The following is a 21,267-nucleotide window of genomic DNA, read 5'->3' as shown; positions in this document are numbered from 1 at the left end:
GTGGACAACACCTGTTCAGCGCAGGTTCAGCGACGCACGGGACGCTTTTGCAATTTGCGCTGCAAAGTCCGCCGGTGCATGCCCAAGGCGCGAGCGGTGGCGGAGATATTGCCTTCGTGCTCGGTCAGCACCCGCTGGATGTGTTCCCATTGCAGGCGATCCACCGACATGGGGTTTTCCGGCACCAAGGTGTCGAGGTCGGCATGCTCGGACAACAGCGCCGCCAGCACGTCATCGGCGTCCGCCGGTTTGCACAGGTAATTGCAGGCGCCGCGCTTGATGGCCTCGACCGCGGTGGCGATGCTCGAGTAGCCGGTGAGGATCACCACGCGCATCTCCGGGTCCAGCTCCAGCAACTTGGGCAGCAGCACCAGGCCCGAGTCGCCGTCCATTTTCAGGTCCAGGGCGGCGTAGTCCGGCAGGTCAGCCTGGGCGATGCTCAGGCCCTCCTCGGCGGACCCGGCAGTGCTCACGCGAAAACCGCGACGGGACATGGCCCGGGCCATCACGCGGGTGAAAGTAGCGTCGTCATCTACCAGCAACAGGTGCGGCAGTTCTTCGCCGTCGACTTGGATCTCGTCACTCATGTTCGTCTCCTCGGTCGGCATGGGGCAGGCGCAGCTCGGTGAGCGTGCCGCCTTCCTCATGGGGGTAGAGTTTCACCGAGCCGCCGGCGCGTGTCACGCTGGCTTTGCTCAAAAACAGGCCGAGGCCGAAACCTTTGCCCTTGGTGGTGTAGAACGGCTTGCCGATCTGCTCGGCAATCGCCAGCGGCACACCGGCGCCATGGTCGCGGATGCTGATGGTCAGCTCATAGGCGTTCCAGTCCAGCGCCACTTCCAGGCCTTCGGGACAGGCGTCGGCAGCGTTGTTCAACAGGTTCAGCAACGCCTGGGTCAGATCCGGCGGCGGCGCCATGCGCGGCACCGGGCCCTGCCCCAGGCGCTGGAAGCGATAACTGGCTTCCGGACGCATCAGGTGCCAGCGGTTCAGGGCCTCGTCGAGCCAGTCAGTAACGTCCTGCATGTCGATGGCCAACCGGCGGTTGGCCTCGGCGGCGCGCACCAGGTACTGCAGGGTTTCCTTGCAGAGCTTGACCTGATCCTGCAACACGCTGAGGTCCTCTTGCAGTGCCGGGTCGTGGTGATCCTGGCGCATCTCCTTGAGCAGCACGCTCATGGTCGCCAGCGGCGTGCCCAATTCATGGGCGGCACCGGCGGCCTGGGTCGCCACGGCCAGCAATTGCTCGTCCCGCAGGCCCTCTTCACGGCGGATGGCCCGCAGTTCTTCCTGGCGACGCAGTTCCTCGGCCATGCGCGCGGCAAAAAACGTGATGACCGCCGCCGCCAGGGCGAAACTCAGCCACATGCCATAGATCTGCAGGTTTTCCCGGGCGATGGGGAAGGTTTCCAGCGGGTAGAAGCGCGCCAGCAGCAAGGTGTACAGCGCCAGGGCAATACCGGACAGGATCAGCGAAAACCGCCACGGCAGCGTCACCGCGGCAATGGTCAGCGGCACCAGGTAATAGGAGACGAAGGGGTTGGTGGAACCGCCGGAGAAATACAGCAGCGCGCTGTGGATAAACAGGTCGCAGGCCAGCTGTACGGCGTATTCCAGCTCAGTCACCGGCCACGAGGTGCGCAAGCGGATGGCGGTCAGCGCGCACAGTATCGAAGAGCAGGCGAGGGTGATCGCCAATTGCAGCCAGGGTAGCGGCAGCAGCTCGAACCAATAGGCGAGCCCCACGGACCCGGCCTGGGCGGCCAGGACCAGAATTCGGATAAACGTCAGACGCCAGAGGTTCTGGCGAGAGGCGGAAGTCAGTTGCAAAGGGGCGAGCATGAGCTCTCCTGATGAGCGCTCCAGGCGAATCACACGGAGTATAACCAAGGCGCGGGTTGCACAGGCAGCTATGCGGCAAAGCGCCACAGCTCTAAATGCTACATATCCCTCTTGCTCCCCACCACAAGAGCCCTTCACTGGCCTCACGTATCTGTATAGAAGTTGTAACTGTGCGAACCCGCCCATAAAAGCTAGAGTCTTACCGTTCACGCAGGCCCGGATCTCACCCCTGCGCCTCATCCCAAGGAGCTTTCATGCACACGTTCAGTCGCCCCGCCGCCCTGTTCGCCCTCAGCCTCGGTACCCTCGCCAGCCTGCCGGCCCTGGCCGCCGACGAGCTTCACTACAACCAGATTTCCCTGCGCGCCGAAGTCAGCCAGGAAGTGGCCCGCGACCTGATGATCGTCACCCTCTACACCGAGGAGCAAAACACCGACCCGGCCAAACTCGCCGCGGCCGTCAGCACCACGCTGAACAAAGCCATCGGCCAGGCCAAAGAGGTCAAGGACATCACCCTGCGCCAAGGCAGCCGCAACAGCTACCCGATCTACGACAACAAAGGCCAAAAAATCACCGGCTGGCGCGAACGCGCCGAACTGCGCCTGGAAAGCGCCGACTTCGCCGCCCTGTCCAAACTCACCGGCGAATTGCTCACCGACATGAAAATGGGCGGCATGGACTTCGCCATCGCCACCGCCACCCGCAAAAGCAGCGAAGACGCCCTGCTCAAAGACGCCGTCAACGCCTTCAAAGCCCGCGCCCAACTGGCCACCGATGCCCTGGGCGGCAAGGGTTACAAAATCGTCAACCTGAACTTCAACACCAACGGTTATCCACAACCGTTCATGCGCCCGCAGATGATGATGAAAGCGGCGTCCATGGATGCTGAGTCGGTCACGCCGGAAGTGGAAGCGGGCACCAGCCAGGTCAGCATGACGGCGGATGGGGCGATTGAGGTACTGATGCAGTAAATCCGTTTCGTACTGGCTGAACGCTAACACCCAGCAACGAAATTCCCCGTGGCGAGGGAGCTTGCTCCCGCTGGGCTGCGCAGCAGACCCAAACCTGACACCGCGGTATGTCAGATGAATGGGGTCGCTGTTTTTAGGGCCGCTTCGCGCCCCAGCGGGAGCAAGCCCGCTCCCACAGGGGGAACGCGGTCCCACCAAGAACCAGGCCGGCTGTCAGGCCGCCTCGCGGTGGACGTAGATTTTGGCGCCCCGTTAACCACGATGGCCGAACGCAGGCATTGCGTAGTGGGCATCCCGGCATGGATGCCGGGATAGCCGCGCTGGGCCATGGATGGCCCTTCGCGGCGGGCCCACGGAGCAATGCCGGAGTGAGGGCATGCCGAGCCTAAGCGAGGCACCGAGTGGTGGGGCAGAAGCGTTTTGGTTACTTTTGCGCTCTTCAAAAGTGACCCGCCGTAAGGGCCATCCCTTTCAAGGTCTTTTCGTTTTGGCGGCCTTGATTACCCGGTCCGTTGAAACATGTGCATGCACCGCAGTGCCTTGCACCCATGTTTTGGGTTTAGGCACCTTGGGGCCCCGGGGATTTTTCGCAACTTGTTTTGGTTGGATGTTTCTGGCCAGTTCCAACAAGCGCTGGGCCAGTTTTTCCAGAGGTATGACGGGAAAACATTCCGAGGGCAGCGCAATTTGCAGGCCTTCATAACCACTCCGGACCTGAACCGCCAAGTGATAGGTTGAGGCTTCCCAGCCGGCAGGCTGGGAAGCCTGATGAGCTTGCTCGACGCTTCGTTTGAGTACGGCCAGGACGTTGTAGGCCAACACCGCAGTAGTGAACCCGAGCAATGCAGCCTTTGGGCTACCAAGGGTTTCGATTTCACTTTCCAGGATTGTTTCCAGTCGCTGGAACATGCCTTCAATGCTCCAGCGGCGGCGATAGAGTTCCGCGATCTGCTGCGCGCTGACGCTTTCAGGCAGGTTGCTCCAGAACATCAAGCTGCTGTCACCCGAGTCTGTTGGCGAATGAAGCGTCAGTTCGACACGCCGACACTGATAACCGCCTCTGACCTGAATGATCTGCTCACGCACAGTGCCCGCGCCCACAGGCACGGGTTCTTGCCAATGACCCTCTTGAATCAAGCGCGGATGCTTGGCTTGTTGACGAATGACAAAGGAGGTTTTGACCTGTTCGCAAGCCTCCATGACCGGGAGCGTGCAATAGAGTCGATCAGCCAGCCACACCTGGCCCGGCTCGGCATCGGCCAAGAGAGGCAGCACACAAACACGCTCGCTTGCGTAGGCATCTTCACATGCCTGCAGGTCGATGACTTGATCCAGGTCGGGGTCGTAGACAACCACCGAAAACCCGGGCCGAGCGGCGCCGCGCTCGTGGCGTAAAGCCCCCAGTCGTTTCTCAGTGGATGCCAAGTGATTACCGTCCACCACCCGAACCTGCCAACCCGGCAACATCGTCGTGCAACCCAACTCCTTGATGGTTGGAGCCAGGCGCTGCGCACAGCCCGTGACCAGGGCGCGCAACAAAGCTGGCTCGGTACGACTGATCTTGTCGTAGAGGGCCGCCAGGCTGACAGGAAGATCTTCCAGTTGCCGCGCCGCGGCGTGCAGGGATGGCTTCAAACCCAATGAAACAAGGGACATCAGCTTGATGATGGTCGAGAACAGTAGCTCACGAGAATACTGCCGTTGCCGATGTTCTTCGAAGACCTGATCGACCCACTCAGGGGCAATAGCGTGCTCCAGCGCCAATTTGGCCATAACGCTGGCAGGTGCTTTTTTCTCGAAACGCGCTAGAACATCGGCCCACATCGTTCTGGTATCCCTGATAGAAACTTCAGGGGATTTTACCTAAGACCTTGAAAGGGGTGGCCGTAAGGGCGGAACCCTAAGCCGCCGTTACCGCAGCAATGGATATGTACTCAGCCAACAACATTCTAGCCGGCTGTCAGGTCGCCATCGCGAGCAGGCTCGCTCCCACAGTTTGATCGAAGTACACCCGGAAGAAACAGGTCGGCTATAAGGCTGCCTCGCGAGCAAGCTTTGCTCCCACAGACCTGATGGGTGTACAACCGGGAGAGACAGGCCAGCTATAAGGCCGCCTCGTCCAAAGCGCTATGCCCAAACCCAACAGTCCCCCTCACTTTTCGATATTTCCAACACCCCCACCCGCAACGCTACTCTCCTGAAAACCGTCACCACCCCCCAAGGGATTTCATGGACAGAACCACCTTCAAACCACTCCTACTCACTCTAGCCCTGATCAGCAGCGCACCACTGGCCCAAGCCGCCACCACCCTGGTCTACTGCTCCGAAGCCAGCCCCGCCGGGTTCGACCCCAGCCAATACACCAGCGGCACCGACTTCGATGCCTCGGCCGAAACCGTCTTCAACCGCCTCACCCAATTCAAGCGCGGCGGCACCGAGGTCGAACCCGGGCTGGCCACGAGCTGGGACGTGTCCGCCGATGGCCTCATCTACACCTTCCACCTGCGCGACGGCGTGAAATTCCATACCACCGACTACTTCACCCCCACCCGCGACTTCAACGCCGACGACGTGTTGTTCACCTTCCAGCGCCTGCTCGACCCGCAACACCCGTTCCGCCAGGCCTACCCCACCGAGTCGCCGTACTTCACCGACATGGGCCTGAACACCACGATCAAGAGCGTCGAGAAAGTCGATGAGCACACCGTGCGTTTCAACCTGAACAACGTCGATGCCGCTTTCGTGCAGAACCTGGCGATGAGCTTCGCCTCCGTGCAGTCCGCCGAATACGCGGCGCAGTTGTTGAAGGAAGGCAAGGCCGGGGACCTCAACCAGAAACCCGTCGGCACCGGGCCGTTTGTGTTCAAGCGCTACCAGAAGGACTCGCAGATCCGCTACGCCGCCAACACCGCGTACTGGAAACCCGAGGACGTGAAGCTCGACAACCTGATTTTCTCCATCACCCCGGACGCCGCCGTACGCCTGCAAAAGCTCAAGCGCGGCGAATGCCAGGTCAGCGGCTACCCGCGTCCGGCTGACATCGAGATCATCGAGCAAGACCCGAACCTGCAGGTGCTCAAGCAGCCCGGCTTCAACCTGGGTTTCCTGGCCTACAACGTGACACATCCACCCCTGGACCAGCTCAAGGTCCGCCAGGCGCTGGACATGGCCATCGATAAACCCGCAATCATCAAGGCCGTGTACCAGAGCGCCGGCCAACTGGCGCAAAACGCCTTGCCACCGGCCCAGTGGTCGTTCGACCCGGCCATCCAGGACGCGCCCCACGACGTGACCAAGGCCAAGGCGCTACTCAAGGAAGCAGGGGTTGCGCCGGGTACCACCATCGATTTATGGGCGATGACAGTGCAGCGCGCCTCCAACCCCAATGCGCGAATGTCTGCGCAGATGATCCAGCAGGATTGGGCCAAGATCGGCATCAAAGCCAACATCGTCAGCTATGAATGGGGCGAGTACATCAAGCGCGCAAAAAATGGTGAGCATGATGCAATGATTTACGGCTGGACCGGCGACAACGGCGACCCGGACAACTGGCTGGGCGTGCTGTACAGCTGCGCGGCGGTCAAGGGCAGCAACTACGCCAAGTGGTGCGACCCGGCGTATGACCGGCTGATCCAGCAAGCCAAAGTCTCGAACGACCGCCAGCAACGGATCGATTTGTATCGACAAGCGCAGAAAATCCTCAAGCAACAGGTGCCCATCACCCCCATCGCGAACTCGACGGTCTTTCAACCGATAAACAGGCAAGTGGTGGATTTCAAACTCAGCCCATTCGGCCTGACGCCCTTCTACGGCGTGGGTTTGAAGAAGTAGCACCCGCCCCAACCCGGTGCATTTCGCCCCTTTCAATGCACCGGTACGGAGCGAGTTTTACCCCGAAAAAACCCGCGCAAACGGTCAACTGCGTCAGAAGTTATACAGATGCGACATTAAGGTACGTTCGTGCCACTGAATCGGACTTGTGACCGCTCTGGATCTTGCATTGGGTATGGGGCCTGCATAAGTATCCGCAGGACGACTCACGAGGTCGCCCTCAAATCCAAAAATGACAACAAATCATGAGGCCAACATGCTTAAACAAGCGGTCATTCCGTTTTTAGTCGGCGCGAGCTTATTAGCCAGCGCACCTTTCGCCCAAGCCGCGACTAACCTGGTGTTCTGCTCCGAAGGGAGCCCGGCCGGTTTTGACCCTGGTCAGTACACCACCGGAACCGACTTCGACGCCTCCGCAGAAACCGTATTCAACCGCCTGACCCAGTTCGAGCGCGGCGGCACCGCTGTGATTCCTGGCCTGGCGACCAAGTGGGACATTTCCGACGACGGCCTGACCTACACCTTCCACCTGCGTGAAGGCGTCAAGTTCCACACCACCCCGTACTTCAAGCCGACCCGCGAATTCAACGCCGACGACGTGCTGTTCACCTTCAATCGCATGATCAACAAGGATGACCCGTTCCGTAAGGCGTACCCGACCGAATTCCCGTATTTCACCGACATGGGCATGGACACCAACATCGCCAAGGTCGAGAAAATCGACGCCAAGACCGTCAAGTTCACCCTCAATGCCGTAGACGCCGCGTTCATCCAGAACATGGCCATGCACTTTGCCTCCATCCAGTCCGCCGAGTACGCCGACCAGTTGCTCAAGGCAGGCAAGGCCGCCGATATCAACCAGAAGCCCATCGGCACTGGTCCGTTCGTCTTCAAGAGCTACCAGAAAGACTCGAACATCCGCTTCACCGGCAACAAGGAATACTGGGTTCCGGATGACGTGAAGATCGACAACCTGATCTTCGCCATCACCACCGACCCGTCGGTGCGTATCCAGAAGCTGAAAAAGAATGAATGCCAGGTCACCCTCTTCCCTCGTCCGGCCGACCTCAAGGCGATCAAGGAAGACAAGAACCTGAAGATGCCGGACCAACCGGGCTTCAACCTGGGCTACATCGCCTACAACGTGATGGACAAGATCAAGGGCAGCGACCAGCCCAACCCGATGGCCCAGCTGAAAGTGCGCCAGGCGCTGGACATGGCCGTCAACAAGCAGCAGATCATCGACTCGGTGTACCAGGGCGCAGGCCAACTGGCCGTCAATGCCATGCCACCGACCCAGTGGTCCTACGACACCACCATCAAGGACGCCGCGTACAACCCCGAGAAAGCCAAAGAGCTGCTCAAGGAAGCCGGCATCAAGGAAGGCACCGAGATCACCCTGTGGGCGATGCCGGTCCAGCGTCCCTACAACCCGAACGCCAAGCTGATGGCCGAAATGCTGCAGTCGGACTGGGCCAAGATCGGGATCAAGGCCAAGATCGTCACCTACGAGTGGGGCGAGTACATCAAGCGCTCCAAGGGCGGTGAAAACGGCGCCATGCTGATCGGCTGGAGCGGCGACAACGGTGACCCGGACAACTGGCTCAACGTGTTGTTTGGCTGCGACTCGCTGCAAGGCAACAACTTCTCGAAATGGTGCGACAAGAAGTTCGACGATATCGTCAAGCAAGCCAAGCGCACTTCGGATCAGTCCAAGCGCACCGAGCTGTATAAGCAGGCACAACACATCCTCAAAGATGCTGTCCCGATGACACCCATCGCTCACTCGACGGTGTTCCAACCCATGCGCGCCAACGTGCAGGATTTCAAGATCAGCCCCTTTGGCTTGAACTCCTTCTACGGCGTCAGCGTCAGCAAATAAAGGTAGGCAACGGCGACGTTTTTAACGGCGCCGTTGCTTTATCTGCCGAGACCAAGACCCAGGAAATCGCCTACATCCAAAAGCACTGCGTACCACAGCAGTTGGTTTCGGACGTATCGCCTTTTCCCACAAGTCTTTCAGGCATTACGCATTTACTGCCTGGCCCACGGCTCATACCGTCGGGGCCTGGTCGGTTTGCTAGCCTTGCGGCATTGCTGTGCAATGGATTGAGCTCAGTGTTCCGGACATGTCCCGGAAAGACACCGGTTCACTGTTAAACACCCCGAACGAGAGAGGGAGCGTCATGCGCCATACCTTGGTTTTATCCACATTGTTGGGCACCGGCCTCTTGGCCGCCGCGTCCATGGCCCAGGCCGCTGGCGGCAGCCTGGTGTTCTGTTCCGAAGGCAGCCCGGCCGGTTTCGACACCGCGCAATACACCACGGCCACCGACAACGATGCCGCGGAGCCGCTGTACAACCGCCTGGCGGAGTTTGAAAAAGGCGCGACCAACGTCGTCCCGGGCCTGGCAACAAGCTGGGACATTTCCGAAGACGGCCTGAAATACACCTTTCACCTACGTGAAGGGGTGAAGTTTCATACCACCGACTACTTCAAACCAAGCCGGGACTTCAACGCCGACGACGTGTTGTTCACCTTCAATCGCATGCTTGACCCGCAGCATCCGTTCCGCAAGGCCTATCCCACCGAGTTTCCGTACTTCAACGGCATGAGCCTGAACAAGAACATCGCCAAGGTGGAAGCGACCGGGCCGTTGACGGTGGTCATGACCCTCAACAGCGTGGACGCCGCGTTCATCCAGAACATCGCCATGAGTTTTGCCGCGATCCTGTCGGCCGAATACGCCGAGCAGTTGCTCAAGAACGGCAAGCCCAGCGACATCAACCAGAAGCCGATCGGCACTGGGCCGTTCGAGTTCAAGAGCTACCAGAAAGACTCCAATATCCGCTACGTTGCCAACAAGCAGTACTGGGCGCCGGAACGGGTCAAGCTGGATAATCTGATTTTCTCCATCAACACCGATGCCTCGGTACGGGTGCAGAAACTCAAGGCCAACGAATGCCAGGTCACCCTGCATCCACGCCCGGCCGACGTGCCAGCCTTGAAGAACGACCCCAAGCTGCAACTGATCGAGAAGCCCGGCTTCAACCTTGGCTACATCGCCTACAACACTCGCCACAAACCCTTCGACCAGGTCGAAGTACGCCGGGCGCTGGACATGGCGGTGAACAAGCAAAGCATCCTCAACGCCGTGTACCAGGGCGCGGGGCAACTGGCGCAAAACGCCATGCCGCCGACCCAGTGGTCCTACGACGACACGATCAAGGACACCGCCTACAACCCGGAAAAAGCCAAAGAGCTGCTCAAGGCCGCCGGGGTCAAGGACGGCACCGAAATCACCCTCTGGGCCATGCCCGTGCAACGCCCGTACAACCCCAACGCCAAGCTGATGGCCGAGATGCTCCAGGCCGACTGGGCGAAAATCGGTCTGAAGGTGAAGATCGTCAGCTACGAATGGGGCGAGTACATCAAGCGCACCAAGAACGGCGAGCACGACATCAGCCTGATCGGCTGGACCGGCGACAATGGCGACCCGGACAACTGGCTGGGCACGCTGTACAGCTGCGACGCCATTGGCGGCAACAACTACTCCATGTGGTGTGACCAGGATTACGACAAGCTGATCAAGCAGGCCAAGGTCGTCACCGACCGCGACCAGCGCACCGTGCTCTACAAACAGGCCCAGCAGTTGCTCAAGCAGCAAGTGCCGATCACCCCTGTCGCCCACTCGACGGTCAACCAGCCGCTGAGTACCAAAGTCGAAGGGTTCAAAGTCAGCCCCTTCGGTCGCAACGTGTTCTCGGGCGTCAGCCTGAACCCATAACCGTATAGCCACACAGCGAGGGTTTCCTTTGGAAGCCCTCTCGCAGATGTTTTGCCTTAATTCGCCGATCCGGCGCCATGCAAACGTTTGCTAGCTGTGAATGAGTTGTAAAAACCAATAGCCGTATCACCTAAAAAGACCGGCATTAAAAAGAAAGAAAAGGAGCGTTACCGATGAAACTGAGCAGCACCGCGATACTGGCCTTGGCCATCAGCAGCGTTACGGCCACGGCTTACGCTGAATCTGTCAGTCAGGAATTCGTTCCTACCGCGCTGGCCGACAGCAGCGCCCAGAGCGAAGCAAAAGGCTTCATCGATGGCCAGAGCCTGGGGGGCACGACTCGTAACTGGTACTCCAACGAGTTGAAACGTCGTGACGACCGATTCAGCTACAAGCCAAACAGCGTAAAAAATGACCCGTCCGTGCCGGCGACTCCCATTGCTCGTCGTATCAACTGGGTCCAAGGCACCATCGTCAACTACACGTCGGGCTTTACCCAAGGCACCGTCGGCGTCAGCACCGAAGTGGCCGCCTACAACGCTGTCGTTCTGGACCAGGACCGCAAGCACATTGCCGGTGGTTCTAACCGTACCCTGGCAGACTCCAACGGTGATGCCGTGGACCAGTGGAGCAAACTGGGCCTGGCTAACGTAAAGTTCCGCGTATCGAACACGACGCTGACTGCGGGTCGCCAGAACTTTAGTACGCCAATCATTGATGTCATCGGTAACCGTGCGCTGCCTTCGAGCTTCGAGGGTGTCAGCCTGCACAGTGAAGAATTCAACAACCTCTCGTTCGATCTGGCCGGTTTCGATCGCGTTTCGCCACGGACCGAGCAAAGCCTGTCGAAATTCCGTACCGAGTATTCCGCCACTGGCGTGGAAACCGACAAGGTCTACACCGCCGGCGTGAACTACCAGCCGTTCAAGAGCCTGAAAACCAGCCTGTATGGCGCCAAGGTCGAAGACTTCTGGAACCAATACTACTTCGGCGCCACCCACGAGCTGGGCGATAGCCAGGTGCTCAGCCTGACCACCAGCCTGAACTATTACAAAACCGTCGACGAAGGCAAAAAGCTGATGGGGAATATCGACAACGATACCTACTCCCTGTCGCTCGGCCTTGCTCACCAGGCCCACAGCCTGACGTTCTCCTACCAGGAAGTGAACGGCGACGAGTACTTCGACTACCTGCACGAAACCAACGGCATCTACCTGGCCAACTCCCTGCTGTCGGACTTCAACAGCCCGAACGAGAAATCGTTCCAGATCGCCTACGGCCTCAACATGGCCGAGTACGGCGTACCAGGCCTTAAGTTCAACATCTACCAGGCACGCGGTTGGGGCATCGACGGCACGCATTACCGTGGCACGGCCTACACCGTTGCAGGCAACCAACGCGCCGACCTGAGCCTGATGGACGGCGAAACTCACTACGAATACGGTGTCGGCGCCTCCTACGCTGTGCAGAGCGGCCCGCTCAAGGCCACCGCGATTCGTGCCACCTACACCACTCACCGCGCCAGCGAAAACCAGGCTGATGGCAACATCAACGAGTTCCGCCTGGTCACCACCATCCCGTTCAACATTCTCTAAACGCTGCACCGAACGGTCGACTCACGAGGTCGACCGTTCGGCTTTTGCCATTCAACCGATTGCAGAGGATTGACGATGAACATGAATCCCCTACGCGCCGCCATCGCTGCCGCGCTGCTGAGTGTCGCCGTTGGCGCCACGGCCAAACCCCTGGTGGTTTGCACAGAAGCCAGCCCGGAAGGCTTCGACATGGTCCAGTACACGACTGCAGTCACTGCCGACGCCGTGGCAGAAACCATTTTCAACCGCCTGGCCGACTTCAAGCCCGGCACCACCGAAGTGATTCCGGCCCTGGCCGAATCCTGGGACATCAGTGACGATGGCCTGACGTACACCTTCCACCTGCGCAAGGGCGTCAAGTTCCACACCACCGACTACTTCAAGCCGACCCGCGACATGAACGCCGACGACGTGGTCTGGAGTTTCCAGCGCCAACTGGACCCGAATCACCCATGGCACAAACTGTCGAGCGTGGGTTTCCCCTACTTTGAAAGCATGGGCTTCAAAGAACTGCTCAAGAGCGTCGAGAAAGTCGACGAGCACACGGTCAAGTTCAGCCTGACCCGCCGCGAAGCGCCATTCCTGGCCGACATCGCCATGGCCTTCTCCTCGATCTACCCGGCCGAATACGCCGACCAGTTGCTCAAGGCCAATAAGGCCGGCGATCTCAACAGCAAACCAGTGGGCACCGGGCCGTTCGTCTTCCAGCGCTACAACAAGGATGCCCAGGTGCGCTTCAAGGCCAACCCGGACTACTTCCGTGGCAAGCCGCCAGCCGATGCCCTGGTGCTGGCGATCGCCACCGACAACAACGTGCGCATGCAAAAGCTCAAGACCAACGAGTGCCAGATCGCGCTGTATCCCAAACCCGACGACATCCCCAGCATCAAGAAAGACCCGAACCTGAAGGTCGCTGAACTGGACGCGATGACCGTCTCCTACACCGCGCTGAACACCAGCCACAAATACATGAGCGACGTGCGGGTGCGCAAAGCCATCGACCTGGCCTTCGACAAGGAAGCCTACGTCAACGCCCTGTTCGGCAAGGGCAACGCCACCGTCGCGGTCAACCCGTATCCGCCAACCCTGCTGGGCTTCAACCACGACCTGAAGAACCCACCCCGCAACCTGGACAAGGCCCGTGAGTTGCTCAAGGAAGCCGGCGTACCGGAAGGCACCGTGTTCACCCTGTTCACCCGCAACGGCGGCGGCCCGACCAACCCCAACCCGATGCTCGGCGCGCAGATGATGCAGGCCGACCTGGCCAAGGTCGGGATCAAAGTCGACATCCGCGTGATGGAATGGGGCGAAATGCTCAAGCGCGCGAAAAACGGCGAGCACGACATGGTCTCCGCCGGATGGGCGGGCGATAACGGCGACCCGGATAACTTCCTGACGCCTATGCTCAGTTGCGAGGCCGCCAAGAACGGCGAAAACTACGCGCGCTGGTGCAACGAAAAATTCCAGGCGCTGATTGATCAGGCCCGCGCCACGGTGAACCCTGAGGAGCGTACCAAGCTCTATGAACAGGCCCAGGTGATTTTCAACCAGGACCAACCGTGGATCAGCATGGCCCACACCCGGATGTTCACGGCAATGCGCAACAACGTAGAGGGTTATGTGATTAGCCCGCTCACCACCAATAACTTCGCCACCACCCAGGTGAAGTAGATAAGAAAACGCCCGGCATCCCTTACCCAAGGGCCGCCGGGCACGCCTAACCGGCTGATGAGGTACACCTGAAGATGTTTAGTTTTATTGCCCGCCGACTGGGATTATTGATCCCCACGTTCTTCGGCATCACCTTGCTGACTTTCGCGTTGATTCGCATGATCCCCGGCGACCCCGTGGAAGTGATGATGGGCGAACGTCGGGTCGATCCCGAAATGCATGCTCAGGCAATGGAACGCCTTGGCCTCAATAAACCGCTGTATGCCCAGTACCTGGACTACATCGGCAAACTGGCCCAGGGCGATCTCGGCGAATCGCTGCGTACCCGTGAAAGCGTATGGACCGAGTTCAGCTCTCTGTTTCCCGCGACCCTGGAACTGTCCATGGCCGCCCTGTTGTTCGCCGGTATCCTGGGCCTTTTGGCCGGGGTGATCGCGGCACTCAAGCGAGGATCCCTGTTCGACCATGGGGTGATGGGCATCTCCCTGGCGGGATACTCAATGCCGATCTTCTGGTGGGGCCTGATCCTGATCATGTTCTTCTCGGTGTCCCTGGGCTGGACCCCGGTGTCCGGACGGATCGATCTGCTCTACGACATCGAGCCGCGGACCGGCTTCATGCTGATCGACACCCTGCTGGCCGATGAGCCGGGGGCGTTCCTCGACGCGCTGCACCACCTGATCCTGCCCGCCATCGTGTTGGGCACCATTCCGCTGGCGGTGATCGCCCGCATGACCCGCTCTTCGATGCTCGAAGTGCTGCGCGAAGACTACATCCGCACCGCCCGTGCCAAAGGCCTGTCGCCGTCGCGCGTGGTGTTCGTGCACGGCCTGCGCAACGCGTTGATCCCGGTGCTGACCGTGGTCGGCCTGCAAGTCGGCACCCTGCTGGCCGGTGCGGTCCTGACCGAAACGATCTTCTCCTGGCCGGGCATCGGCAAGTGGCTGATCGAAGCCATTGGCGCCCGGGACTATCCCGTGGTGCAGAACGGCATCCTGTTAATCGCCTGCCTGGTGATTCTGGTCAACTTCGTCGTGGACATCCTCTACGGCTTTGCCAACCCACGCATCCGTCACCAGCGCTGAGATCAAAACCATGAGTACTCCAACTACCGCGGTAGCAGTCGATCAAAGCCTGCTGTACCCATCCCCGTACAAAGAATTCTGGCACGCGTTTTCCCGCAACAAGGGCGCCGTGGCCGGGTTGATGTTCATGATCCTGGTGGTGTTCTGCGCGCTCTTCGCACCCTGGGTCGCCCCCCATGACCCGAGCGAGCAATACCGCGACTTCCTGCTGACGCCGCCGGCCTGGCTCGAAGGCGGGCAGCTCCAGTTCCTGCTGGGCACCGACGAACTGGGCCGCGATTTGCTCTCGCGCCTGATCCAGGGTTCGCGCCTGTCGCTGCTGATCGGCTTGTCGTCGGTGGTGATGTCGCTGATCCCGGGCATCCTGCTGGGGTTGTTCGCCGGGTTCTTCCCGCGCATCCTCGGCCCGACCATCATGCGCCTGATGGACATCATGCTGGCCCTGCCTTCGCTGCTGCTGGCCGTGGCGATTGTCGCCATCCTCGGCCCAGGCCTGATCAACACCGTGATCGCCATCGCCATCGTCTCGCTGCCGTCCTACGTGCGCCTGACCCGCGCCGCCGTGATGGGCGAGCTGAACCGCGACTACGTGACCGCCGCCCGCCTGGCCGGTGCCGGCCTGCCGCGCCTGATGTTCATCACCGTGCTGCCCAACTGCATGGCGCCGCTGATCGTGCAGGCGACCCTGAGCTTTTCCTCGGCGATCCTCGACGCCGCCGCCCTGGGCTTCCTCGGCCTGGGCGTCCAGCCGCCAACCCCGGAGTGGGGCACCATGCTTGCCTCTGCCCGCGACTACATCGAACGCGCCTGGTGGGTGGTGAGCCTGCCCGGTTTGACCATTTTGCTCAGCGTGCTGGCAATCAACCTGATGGGCGACGGTCTGCGCGATGCGCTGGACCCGAAACTCAAGAATGCCGCCTGAGGAGATTCCCATGTCACTGTTAGAAATCAAGAATCTCAACGTTCGCTTCGGCGACGCCACCGCCGTGCCGGTGGTCGACGGTCTGGACCTGACCGTGGAAAAAGGCGAAGTACTGGCCATCGTCGGCGAATCAGGCTCGGGTAAATCGGTGACCATGATGGCGCTGATGGGCCTGATCGAGCACCCCGGCATCGTCACCGCCGATGCGCTGAACTTCGACGGCAAGAACATGCTCAAGCTGAGCAACCGCCAACGTCGGCAGATCGTCGGCAAAGACTTGGCGATGGTCTTCCAGGACCCGATGACCGCGCTCAACCCCAGCTACACCGTGGGTTTCCAGATCGAAGAAGTGCTGCGCCTGCACCTGAAAATGTCCGGCAAGGCCGCCCGCAAGCGCGCCATCGAACTGCTGGAAAAAGTCGAGATCCCGGGCGCCGCCAGCCGCATGAACGCCTACCCGCACCAACTGTCCGGCGGTATGAGCCAGCGTGTGGCGATTGCCATGGCGATTGCCGGCGAGCCGAAACTGTTGATCGCCGACGAACCGACCACCGCCCTGGACGTGACCATCCAGGCGCAGATCATGGACCTACTGCTGGCCCTGCAAAAAGAGCAGGACATGGGCCTGGTACTGATCACCCACGACCTCGCCGTGGTCGCTGAAACCGCCCAGCGCGTGTGCGTGATGTACGCCGGCCAAGCGGTGGAAGTGGGCAAGGTGCCCGAGCTGTTCGACATTCCCGCCCACCCGTACAGCGAAGCACTGCTGGCGGCGATTCCGGAGCACAGCATGGGCGCCGAGCGCCTGGCGACCTTGCCCGGCATCGTCCCCGGTCGCTATGACCGCCCGCAAGGTTGCCTGCTGTCGCCGCGCTGCCCGTACGTGCAGGATAACTGCCGCCAGCAACGCCCGGCCCTTGACCCGAAATCCAACAGCCTCGCCCGCTGCTTCTACCCGTTGAACCAGGAGGTGGCGTGATGGCCGTCGTACTTACCGCCCGTGACCTGACCCGTCACTACGAAGTGTCCCGCGGCATGTTCAAGGGCCATGCGATCGTGCGCGCCCTCAATGGCGTGTCGTTCGAACTGGAGGCCGGCAAGACCCTGGCCGTGGTCGGTGAATCCGGTTGCGGCAAATCCACCCTCGCCCGGGCCCTGACGCTGATCGAGGAACCGTCCACCGGCTCCTTGAAAATCGCCGGCCAGGAAGTGACCGGCGCCAACAAAGCCGAACGCAAGCAATTGCGCAAAGACGTGCAGATGGTGTTCCAGAGCCCGTACGCATCCCTCAACCCACGGCAGAAAGTCGGTGATCAACTGGCCGAGCCGTTGCTGATCAACACCAACCTGTCGGCCACCGAGCGGCGGGAAAAAGTCCAGGCGATGATGAAACAGGTGGGCCTGCGCCCCGAGCATTACCAGCGCTACCCGCACATGTTCTCCGGCGGCCAGCGCCAGCGCATCGCCCTGGCCCGCGCCATGATGCTGCAACCCAAGGTGCTGGTGGCGGACGAGCCGACGTCGGCGCTGGACGTGTCGATCCAGGCCCAGGTGCTGAACCTGTTCATGGACTTGCAGGAGGAATTCAACACCGCCTACGTGTTCATTTCCCACAACCTGGCGGTGGTGCAACACGTGGCCGACGACGTGATGGTGATGTACCTCGGTCGCCCGGTGGAAATGGGCCCCAACGAGTCGATCTACAGCCGCCCGCTGCACCCGTACACCCAGGCGCTGCTGTCGGCCACCCCGACCATCCACCCGGACCCGAACAAGCCGAAGATCAAGATCGTCGGCGAACTGCCCAACCCGCTCAACCCACCGTCCGGCTGCGCCTTCCACAAGCGCTGCCCGTACGCCACCGAGCGCTGCCAGAGCGAAGAACCAGCCCTGCGCTTGCTGGACAACCGGCAGGTGGCGTGTCACTACGCCGAGCAGTTCCTCGAAGGCGCGGCATAAGGCAATGTACGAGGGAGCTTGCTCCCGCCGGGCCTGTAGGAGCTGTCGAGTGCAACGAGGCTGCGATCTTTCCCCTGCCACTTGAATCTCAAGCGAAAGATCAAAAGATCGCAGGCTTCGCCAGCGCCTACAGGTCCAGCGGGGCAAGTCCCTCGCCACGGGGGTAAGTCTTGGCCTTGGGTCATGCACCTGCATGAAAAACCCCTCCAGTCCCGACTGAGTATCAGTTGGGGCTGGAGGGGTTTTCTTTAGGTCAGAAATCTACGTCTGGCTATCGCCCTCTGCATCCTCGTCATCATCCGGGGTGTCGACCGGCGAACCATCATCATCCTCGCCATCATCCGGATCACCTGCGTCCGCATCGGTCGCGGCAAGCATCAACTCACCCTGAACCACCGAGCCACTCGACGCGTGCTTCTCGTGCTCATCGCATTCGGCCCACGCAGCCGTGGAGCCGAGGGATAGCATCACCAACACCTTTAGCAAAAACATCATGCGTAGCAGCTTATTCATAGCCATTTCCTTCTTTTCCGGATAAAGCCGGGGCCTGGCGGCGCTCAAGAAAATCTAGTTCTGAACAGGCCGGTTCACCAGATAGGACGCTCGATAACCGCTAGAAATGCCGCAACGCGACAGATTGGTTTCGAATAAGTGTTATCTCCAAACCAACTAACACCCAACATTCAATGTGGGAGCGGGCTTGCTCGCGAAGAGGCCGACACATCCAACATCCAGGCAAGCTGGCACACCGATTTCGCGAGCAAGCTTTGCTCCCACAGGTTGGGGCCCCATGACATGGGTGTTAAGACCCGCCCCCTTCACGACAGGCATTGAGCCTTACAGACAAATACCCAGTAACAAGGAGCGTTCATCCTGAGGCTACGTCGCCTTGCGCCTTTGCCTACAACTAAGCCAGAATCCGCCCGCTTGTGCGCCTTGGGGCGGGACTCTATGGTTACCTCGTCGCTGAAAATCAGCGGTCGGGTTTAGCAGCCTGAATCCCTAAACGCACAGTGCTCCACATTGTTGAGCAGGTCTTTATGCCTGCCATGTAATGGCGGTTGTGCGTGGGAGACCTTCGGGTCTGCCGGCTTCTAGGGGTCCGGTCTGCTAACCCGCGTACAGTCGCCACCCTCTTCGTTTAGCAGCGATGTCTGGCGGCTCCATTACCCCTAGGAGCGTCATCAATGTTCAAAGCCACACCCAATCCCCCAGAATCGGACCCCACCTCTTCCTACTCAAGCCTCGATCCAGAGAAATTCCACGAAGCCACTGAGCGGGCGCTCGATTATTACTTGAAGCCGGAACAGGCCAAAGCCAAGAAAGCTCCATCAGCAGGTCAGTTCTTCACTGTCGTGGAGGGCATCGACAGCGAAAGCCTGCTCGCCAACCTCAGCGAAAACCTGGCCTCGGCCAACGCCATGATCAGCGACTTGGCGTTCGATCTTGAAGGTTCTCGTCGACATGTTGCTCTGGGTATCCAGCAAGTGATTGAGTTGAGCGAGCTGTTGGCGAATCGGGCACTGGATATCGCCGATCCACGCTAGCAACTCGCCCCAAACCGAAAGGGCTGGCCGGCACTGGTAGACACCTCGACTACAAGGCCGCCAGCTCGGCAGCCCTACGACATCGCGAGCAGGCGCCCTTATTTAGTTGGCGCGTACAGTAAAGATTCGCGTGCAATACAGCCGCCTGGAGGGCGGAACATGAAGCGTGTGGATAACATTTAGAACTGCGCTTTTTAAACATGCTGACGACTCACAGCCAGAAATTATTCGATTATTTCAGAACCCCAAATACTGGAGTTACGTAAAAGAGCACTAGGGCACACAATCAGCCTGATGCTTTAACTTCGAGGAAGACTGGCTATAACTATTTTCCTGATCTCAAAAATCGTGGTCTGTTGGGCGAGGACAGCGCTTTCGGCTTCAAATACCGTACGTACAGTATCGCCCGCTAGTTCAGTAGCGACACGATCGCCGCAGTAAAATATCTGGACGCGCGTACCGTCTGAGTTTTTGTTTTGAAGACATGTCGCTCACCGCAACATTGAGACTTGAGCGGATATATAGCCTAGTTATCCACCTTCAGCCACTAGCTGAACTGTTAAGTTCTGTACGAAATCCACTGAAGCTCTGATACTCATAACATGCATCGCCACCCATGCCAGAAGTGCCCAATGGCAAGAAGGGCAGCATGCTTCCTGTTGCCGGATGATTGGGGGGATTGAAATGACTTTTTCACACCCCCAAAAAAACGCGGCTTTCGCCGCGAGGTCTCCGGTTTACACACCGCTATCGCGAGCAAGCTCGCTCTCACAGGGTTTTGACCATCCCTTACGACAACAGAGTGCCTGCCTGCGCTATGGTAGGCCGATATTCGCAACATACTGATCTTGAATTGCCCCTCTAATCTTACTAATCTTGCTCTCTATATTTCTAACATCCCATCTCAAGTCCGTTACAAGGCCGCTATGGGGGTTGTCATGATTGTGCCTACCTCCAACCCTTTTATATTTTTTTTCGGCTTTCGAAAGAAGATCTTCAGCATTCTCTAACGCACTCTCAAGCACCTTAACTTCCGGACTAACCGACATGGCTTCGTTTACTGCTTGTCGGAGAGCATAGGCCTCTTCCGCTCTTAGTTCATTGAGCCGCCTTGCGACCTGTATTTTTTCTCGTTTAAAATTATCCCGAGCAATCACCTTTTTGTTATGTCCCTGCGCCTTTTCAAAAATTTTTTCCTTCGTAACATTACCGCCTTTTTTGCGATAGACCCCCGTTAATGTAAAGGGATCGTCAGGATGCAATCTTGTATGAAGTTTGATTTTGGTTTCGCTGTCCGTCACTATGGCATATTGACCAACTGTCCACTTCTCTGGACCCTTCCGCCAAAACATATTTGCTATACCCTTGAAGGGCGACATCCAGGAGTGCCCAAACGGATCCGTTCTATTAACCGGGTCGCCCGCACAATACGCATAGGCATTAATACCCCCCTCGCCAAACGGGCTTCGGTTGTCCGGGCTATTAAAGCGCATCAGCACCGTATTAAAAGCGCGGTAACCATTGCCCAACAAATAGAAACCACTGTTTTTATCGGGACGCTCCCCATTAAAGCCCAACACCCGCTGCGAGGATTTGTCGACAGGGCTGTGGCCGAACGCGGTATATGCCGTGGTTTCAGGCTCTGCCTCGTTCGCCCTCAGGCTGAGAAGGGTCGAGCGTTTGTCATCGTGGGCGATCAACGTGGTTTCCTGGCCGCCCTCGTTCGTGGTCTGTTGGGCGAGGACAGCGCTTTCGGCTTCAAATACCGTACGTACAGTATCGCCCGCTAGTTCAGTAGCGACACGATCGCCGCAGTAAAATATCTGGACGCGCGTACCGTCTGAGTGTTTGGTGTGTGTGTGCCGGTCAAGCGGGTCATAGCTATAGACAACCTGAACACCTTGTTCTTTTGAAGACATGTCGCTCACCGCAACATTGAAACTTGACCGGATATATAGCCTAGTTATCCACCTTCAACCACTAACAGAACTGTTAGGTTCTGCAGGAAATCCATCGCAGTTCTGATACCCATAACATGCATCGCCACCCATGCCAG

General features: G+C 59.2%; 16 protein-coding genes. 11 read left to right on the top strand and 5 right to left on the bottom strand.

Going from position 1 to position 21,267, the window contains the following annotated elements; translation table 11 throughout:
* Window positions 1-26: 26 nt before the first annotated feature.
* Both EPZ47_RS04330 and EPZ47_RS04325 read right to left on the bottom strand, forming a co-directional pair.
* Window positions 27-587 (bottom strand): response regulator transcription factor, encoded by a 561-nt coding sequence (locus EPZ47_RS04330; RefSeq protein WP_047229017.1) that lies wholly within the window; start codon window positions 585-587, stop codon window positions 27-29.
* The gene (locus EPZ47_RS04325) at window positions 580-1,842 is read right to left on the bottom strand and encodes an ATP-binding protein (protein ID WP_135843677.1); all 1,263 of its coding nucleotides are present in this window, start codon (window positions 1,840-1,842) and stop codon (window positions 580-582) included. Before EPZ47_RS04325 ends, EPZ47_RS04330 begins: the two co-directional genes overlap by 8 nt.
* 254 nt (window positions 1,843-2,096) lie before the next feature.
* Here EPZ47_RS04325 and EPZ47_RS04320 point away from each other — a divergent pair, with 254 nt between their 5' ends.
* A complete protein-coding gene (locus EPZ47_RS04320; protein ID WP_135843676.1) occupies window positions 2,097-2,813 on the top strand; it encodes an SIMPL domain-containing protein in 717 nt (238 codons plus the stop codon).
* A 471-nt stretch (window positions 2,814-3,284) separates the two neighbouring features.
* On the opposite strand, the gene EPZ47_RS04310 is transcribed toward EPZ47_RS04320, so the two are convergent.
* Entirely contained in the window at window positions 3,285-4,586 is a 1,302-nt protein-coding gene (locus EPZ47_RS04310; RefSeq protein WP_135847938.1) for an IS4 family transposase, read from the bottom strand.
* A gap of 456 nt (window positions 4,587-5,042) precedes the next feature.
* On the opposite strand from EPZ47_RS04310, the gene EPZ47_RS04300 reads away from it, so the two are divergent.
* From EPZ47_RS04300 to EPZ47_RS04260, 9 genes are all read left to right on the top strand, one after another.
* Window positions 5,043-6,644, top strand: a complete 1,602-nt coding sequence (locus tag EPZ47_RS04300; protein ID WP_135843674.1) for an ABC transporter substrate-binding protein — start codon at window positions 5,043-5,045, stop codon at window positions 6,642-6,644.
* 256 nt (window positions 6,645-6,900) lie between these two features.
* Window positions 6,901-8,526, top strand: coding sequence for an ABC transporter substrate-binding protein (locus EPZ47_RS04295; RefSeq protein ID WP_135843673.1), 1,626 nt, complete (start codon window positions 6,901-6,903; stop codon window positions 8,524-8,526).
* Between the two features lie 304 nt (window positions 8,527-8,830).
* On the top strand, window positions 8,831-10,432 hold the full coding sequence (locus EPZ47_RS04290; protein WP_135843672.1) for an ABC transporter substrate-binding protein: 1,602 nt from the start codon (window positions 8,831-8,833) through the stop codon (window positions 10,430-10,432).
* 173 nt (window positions 10,433-10,605) lie between these two features.
* On the top strand, window positions 10,606-12,027 hold the full coding sequence (locus EPZ47_RS04285) for an OprD family porin (RefSeq protein ID WP_122569171.1): 1,422 nt from the start codon (window positions 10,606-10,608) through the stop codon (window positions 12,025-12,027).
* 75 nt (window positions 12,028-12,102) lie between these two features.
* Window positions 12,103-13,698: an ABC transporter substrate-binding protein gene (locus EPZ47_RS04280; RefSeq protein WP_135843671.1), complete on the top strand. Its 1,596-nt coding sequence runs from the start codon at window positions 12,103-12,105 to the stop codon at window positions 13,696-13,698.
* Between the two features lie 74 nt (window positions 13,699-13,772).
* The gene (locus EPZ47_RS04275; protein WP_135843670.1) at window positions 13,773-14,783 is read left to right on the top strand and encodes an ABC transporter permease subunit; all 1,011 of its coding nucleotides are present in this window, start codon (window positions 13,773-13,775) and stop codon (window positions 14,781-14,783) included.
* Window positions 14,784-14,793: 10 nt separating this feature from the next.
* Entirely contained in the window at window positions 14,794-15,705 is a 912-nt protein-coding gene (locus EPZ47_RS04270) for an ABC transporter permease subunit (RefSeq protein WP_135843669.1), read from the top strand.
* A 10-nt stretch (window positions 15,706-15,715) separates the two neighbouring features.
* Window positions 15,716-16,684: an ABC transporter ATP-binding protein gene (locus tag EPZ47_RS04265; protein ID WP_135843668.1), complete on the top strand. Its 969-nt coding sequence runs from the start codon at window positions 15,716-15,718 to the stop codon at window positions 16,682-16,684.
* Window positions 16,684-17,664 (top strand): peptide ABC transporter ATP-binding protein, encoded by a 981-nt coding sequence (locus EPZ47_RS04260; RefSeq protein ID WP_135843667.1) that lies wholly within the window; start codon window positions 16,684-16,686, stop codon window positions 17,662-17,664. Before EPZ47_RS04265 ends, EPZ47_RS04260 begins: the two co-directional genes overlap by 1 nt.
* Window positions 17,665-17,925: 261 nt before the next feature.
* Here the strand turns inward: EPZ47_RS04260 and EPZ47_RS04255 are convergent, their stop codons facing one another.
* Window positions 17,926-18,177: a hypothetical protein gene (locus EPZ47_RS04255; protein ID WP_135843666.1), complete on the bottom strand. Its 252-nt coding sequence runs from the start codon at window positions 18,175-18,177 to the stop codon at window positions 17,926-17,928.
* Window positions 18,178-18,851: 674 nt separating this feature from the next.
* Between EPZ47_RS04255 and EPZ47_RS04250 the strand changes: the two genes are divergently transcribed.
* A complete protein-coding gene (locus tag EPZ47_RS04250) occupies window positions 18,852-19,211 on the top strand; it encodes a DUF6124 family protein (protein WP_135843665.1) in 360 nt (119 codons plus the stop codon).
* 815 nt (window positions 19,212-20,026) lie between these two features.
* On the opposite strand, the gene EPZ47_RS04245 is transcribed toward EPZ47_RS04250, so the two are convergent.
* Window positions 20,027-21,130 (bottom strand): RHS repeat-associated core domain-containing protein, encoded by a 1,104-nt coding sequence (locus EPZ47_RS04245; RefSeq protein ID WP_135843664.1) that lies wholly within the window; start codon window positions 21,128-21,130, stop codon window positions 20,027-20,029.
* Window positions 21,131-21,267 lie beyond the last annotated feature (137 nt).

It is taken from the genome of Pseudomonas viciae, assembly GCF_004786035.1.
GTDB classification, from domain to species: Bacteria; Pseudomonadota; Gammaproteobacteria; order Pseudomonadales; family Pseudomonadaceae; genus Aquipseudomonas; species Aquipseudomonas viciae.
The sequence above is the reverse complement of the archived record's forward strand: the minus strand, read 5'-3'. Positions and strand labels throughout refer to the sequence as shown.

What these genes read in the sequence shown, in the direction of transcription:
- EPZ47_RS04330 (WP_047229017.1), bottom strand. Translation starts at nt 587, where the DNA reads ATGAGTGACGAGATCCAAGTCGACGGCGAAGAACTGCCGCACCTGTTG.
- EPZ47_RS04325 (WP_135843677.1), bottom strand. Translation starts at nt 1,842, where the DNA reads ATGCTCGCCCCTTTGCAACTGACTTCCGCCTCTCGCCAGAACCTCTGG.
- EPZ47_RS04320 (WP_135843676.1), top strand. Translation starts at nt 2,097, where the DNA reads ATGCACACGTTCAGTCGCCCCGCCGCCCTGTTCGCCCTCAGCCTCGGT.
- EPZ47_RS04310 (WP_135847938.1), bottom strand. Translation starts at nt 4,586, where the DNA reads ATGGCCAAATTGGCGCTGGAGCACGCTATTGCCCCTGAGTGGGTCGAT.
- EPZ47_RS04300 (WP_135843674.1), top strand. Translation starts at nt 5,043, where the DNA reads ATGGACAGAACCACCTTCAAACCACTCCTACTCACTCTAGCCCTGATC.
- EPZ47_RS04295 (WP_135843673.1), top strand. Translation starts at nt 6,901, where the DNA reads ATGCTTAAACAAGCGGTCATTCCGTTTTTAGTCGGCGCGAGCTTATTA.
- EPZ47_RS04290 (WP_135843672.1), top strand. Translation starts at nt 8,831, where the DNA reads ATGCGCCATACCTTGGTTTTATCCACATTGTTGGGCACCGGCCTCTTG.
- EPZ47_RS04285 (WP_122569171.1), top strand. Translation starts at nt 10,606, where the DNA reads ATGAAACTGAGCAGCACCGCGATACTGGCCTTGGCCATCAGCAGCGTT.
- EPZ47_RS04280 (WP_135843671.1), top strand. Translation starts at nt 12,103, where the DNA reads ATGAACATGAATCCCCTACGCGCCGCCATCGCTGCCGCGCTGCTGAGT.
- EPZ47_RS04275 (WP_135843670.1), top strand. Translation starts at nt 13,773, where the DNA reads ATGTTTAGTTTTATTGCCCGCCGACTGGGATTATTGATCCCCACGTTC.
- EPZ47_RS04270 (WP_135843669.1), top strand. Translation starts at nt 14,794, where the DNA reads ATGAGTACTCCAACTACCGCGGTAGCAGTCGATCAAAGCCTGCTGTAC.
- EPZ47_RS04265 (WP_135843668.1), top strand. Translation starts at nt 15,716, where the DNA reads ATGTCACTGTTAGAAATCAAGAATCTCAACGTTCGCTTCGGCGACGCC.
- EPZ47_RS04260 (WP_135843667.1), top strand. Translation starts at nt 16,684, where the DNA reads ATGGCCGTCGTACTTACCGCCCGTGACCTGACCCGTCACTACGAAGTG.
- EPZ47_RS04255 (WP_135843666.1), bottom strand. Translation starts at nt 18,177, where the DNA reads ATGAATAAGCTGCTACGCATGATGTTTTTGCTAAAGGTGTTGGTGATG.
- EPZ47_RS04250 (WP_135843665.1), top strand. Translation starts at nt 18,852, where the DNA reads ATGTTCAAAGCCACACCCAATCCCCCAGAATCGGACCCCACCTCTTCC.
- EPZ47_RS04245 (WP_135843664.1), bottom strand. Translation starts at nt 21,130, where the DNA reads ATGTCTTCAAAAGAACAAGGTGTTCAGGTTGTCTATAGCTATGACCCG.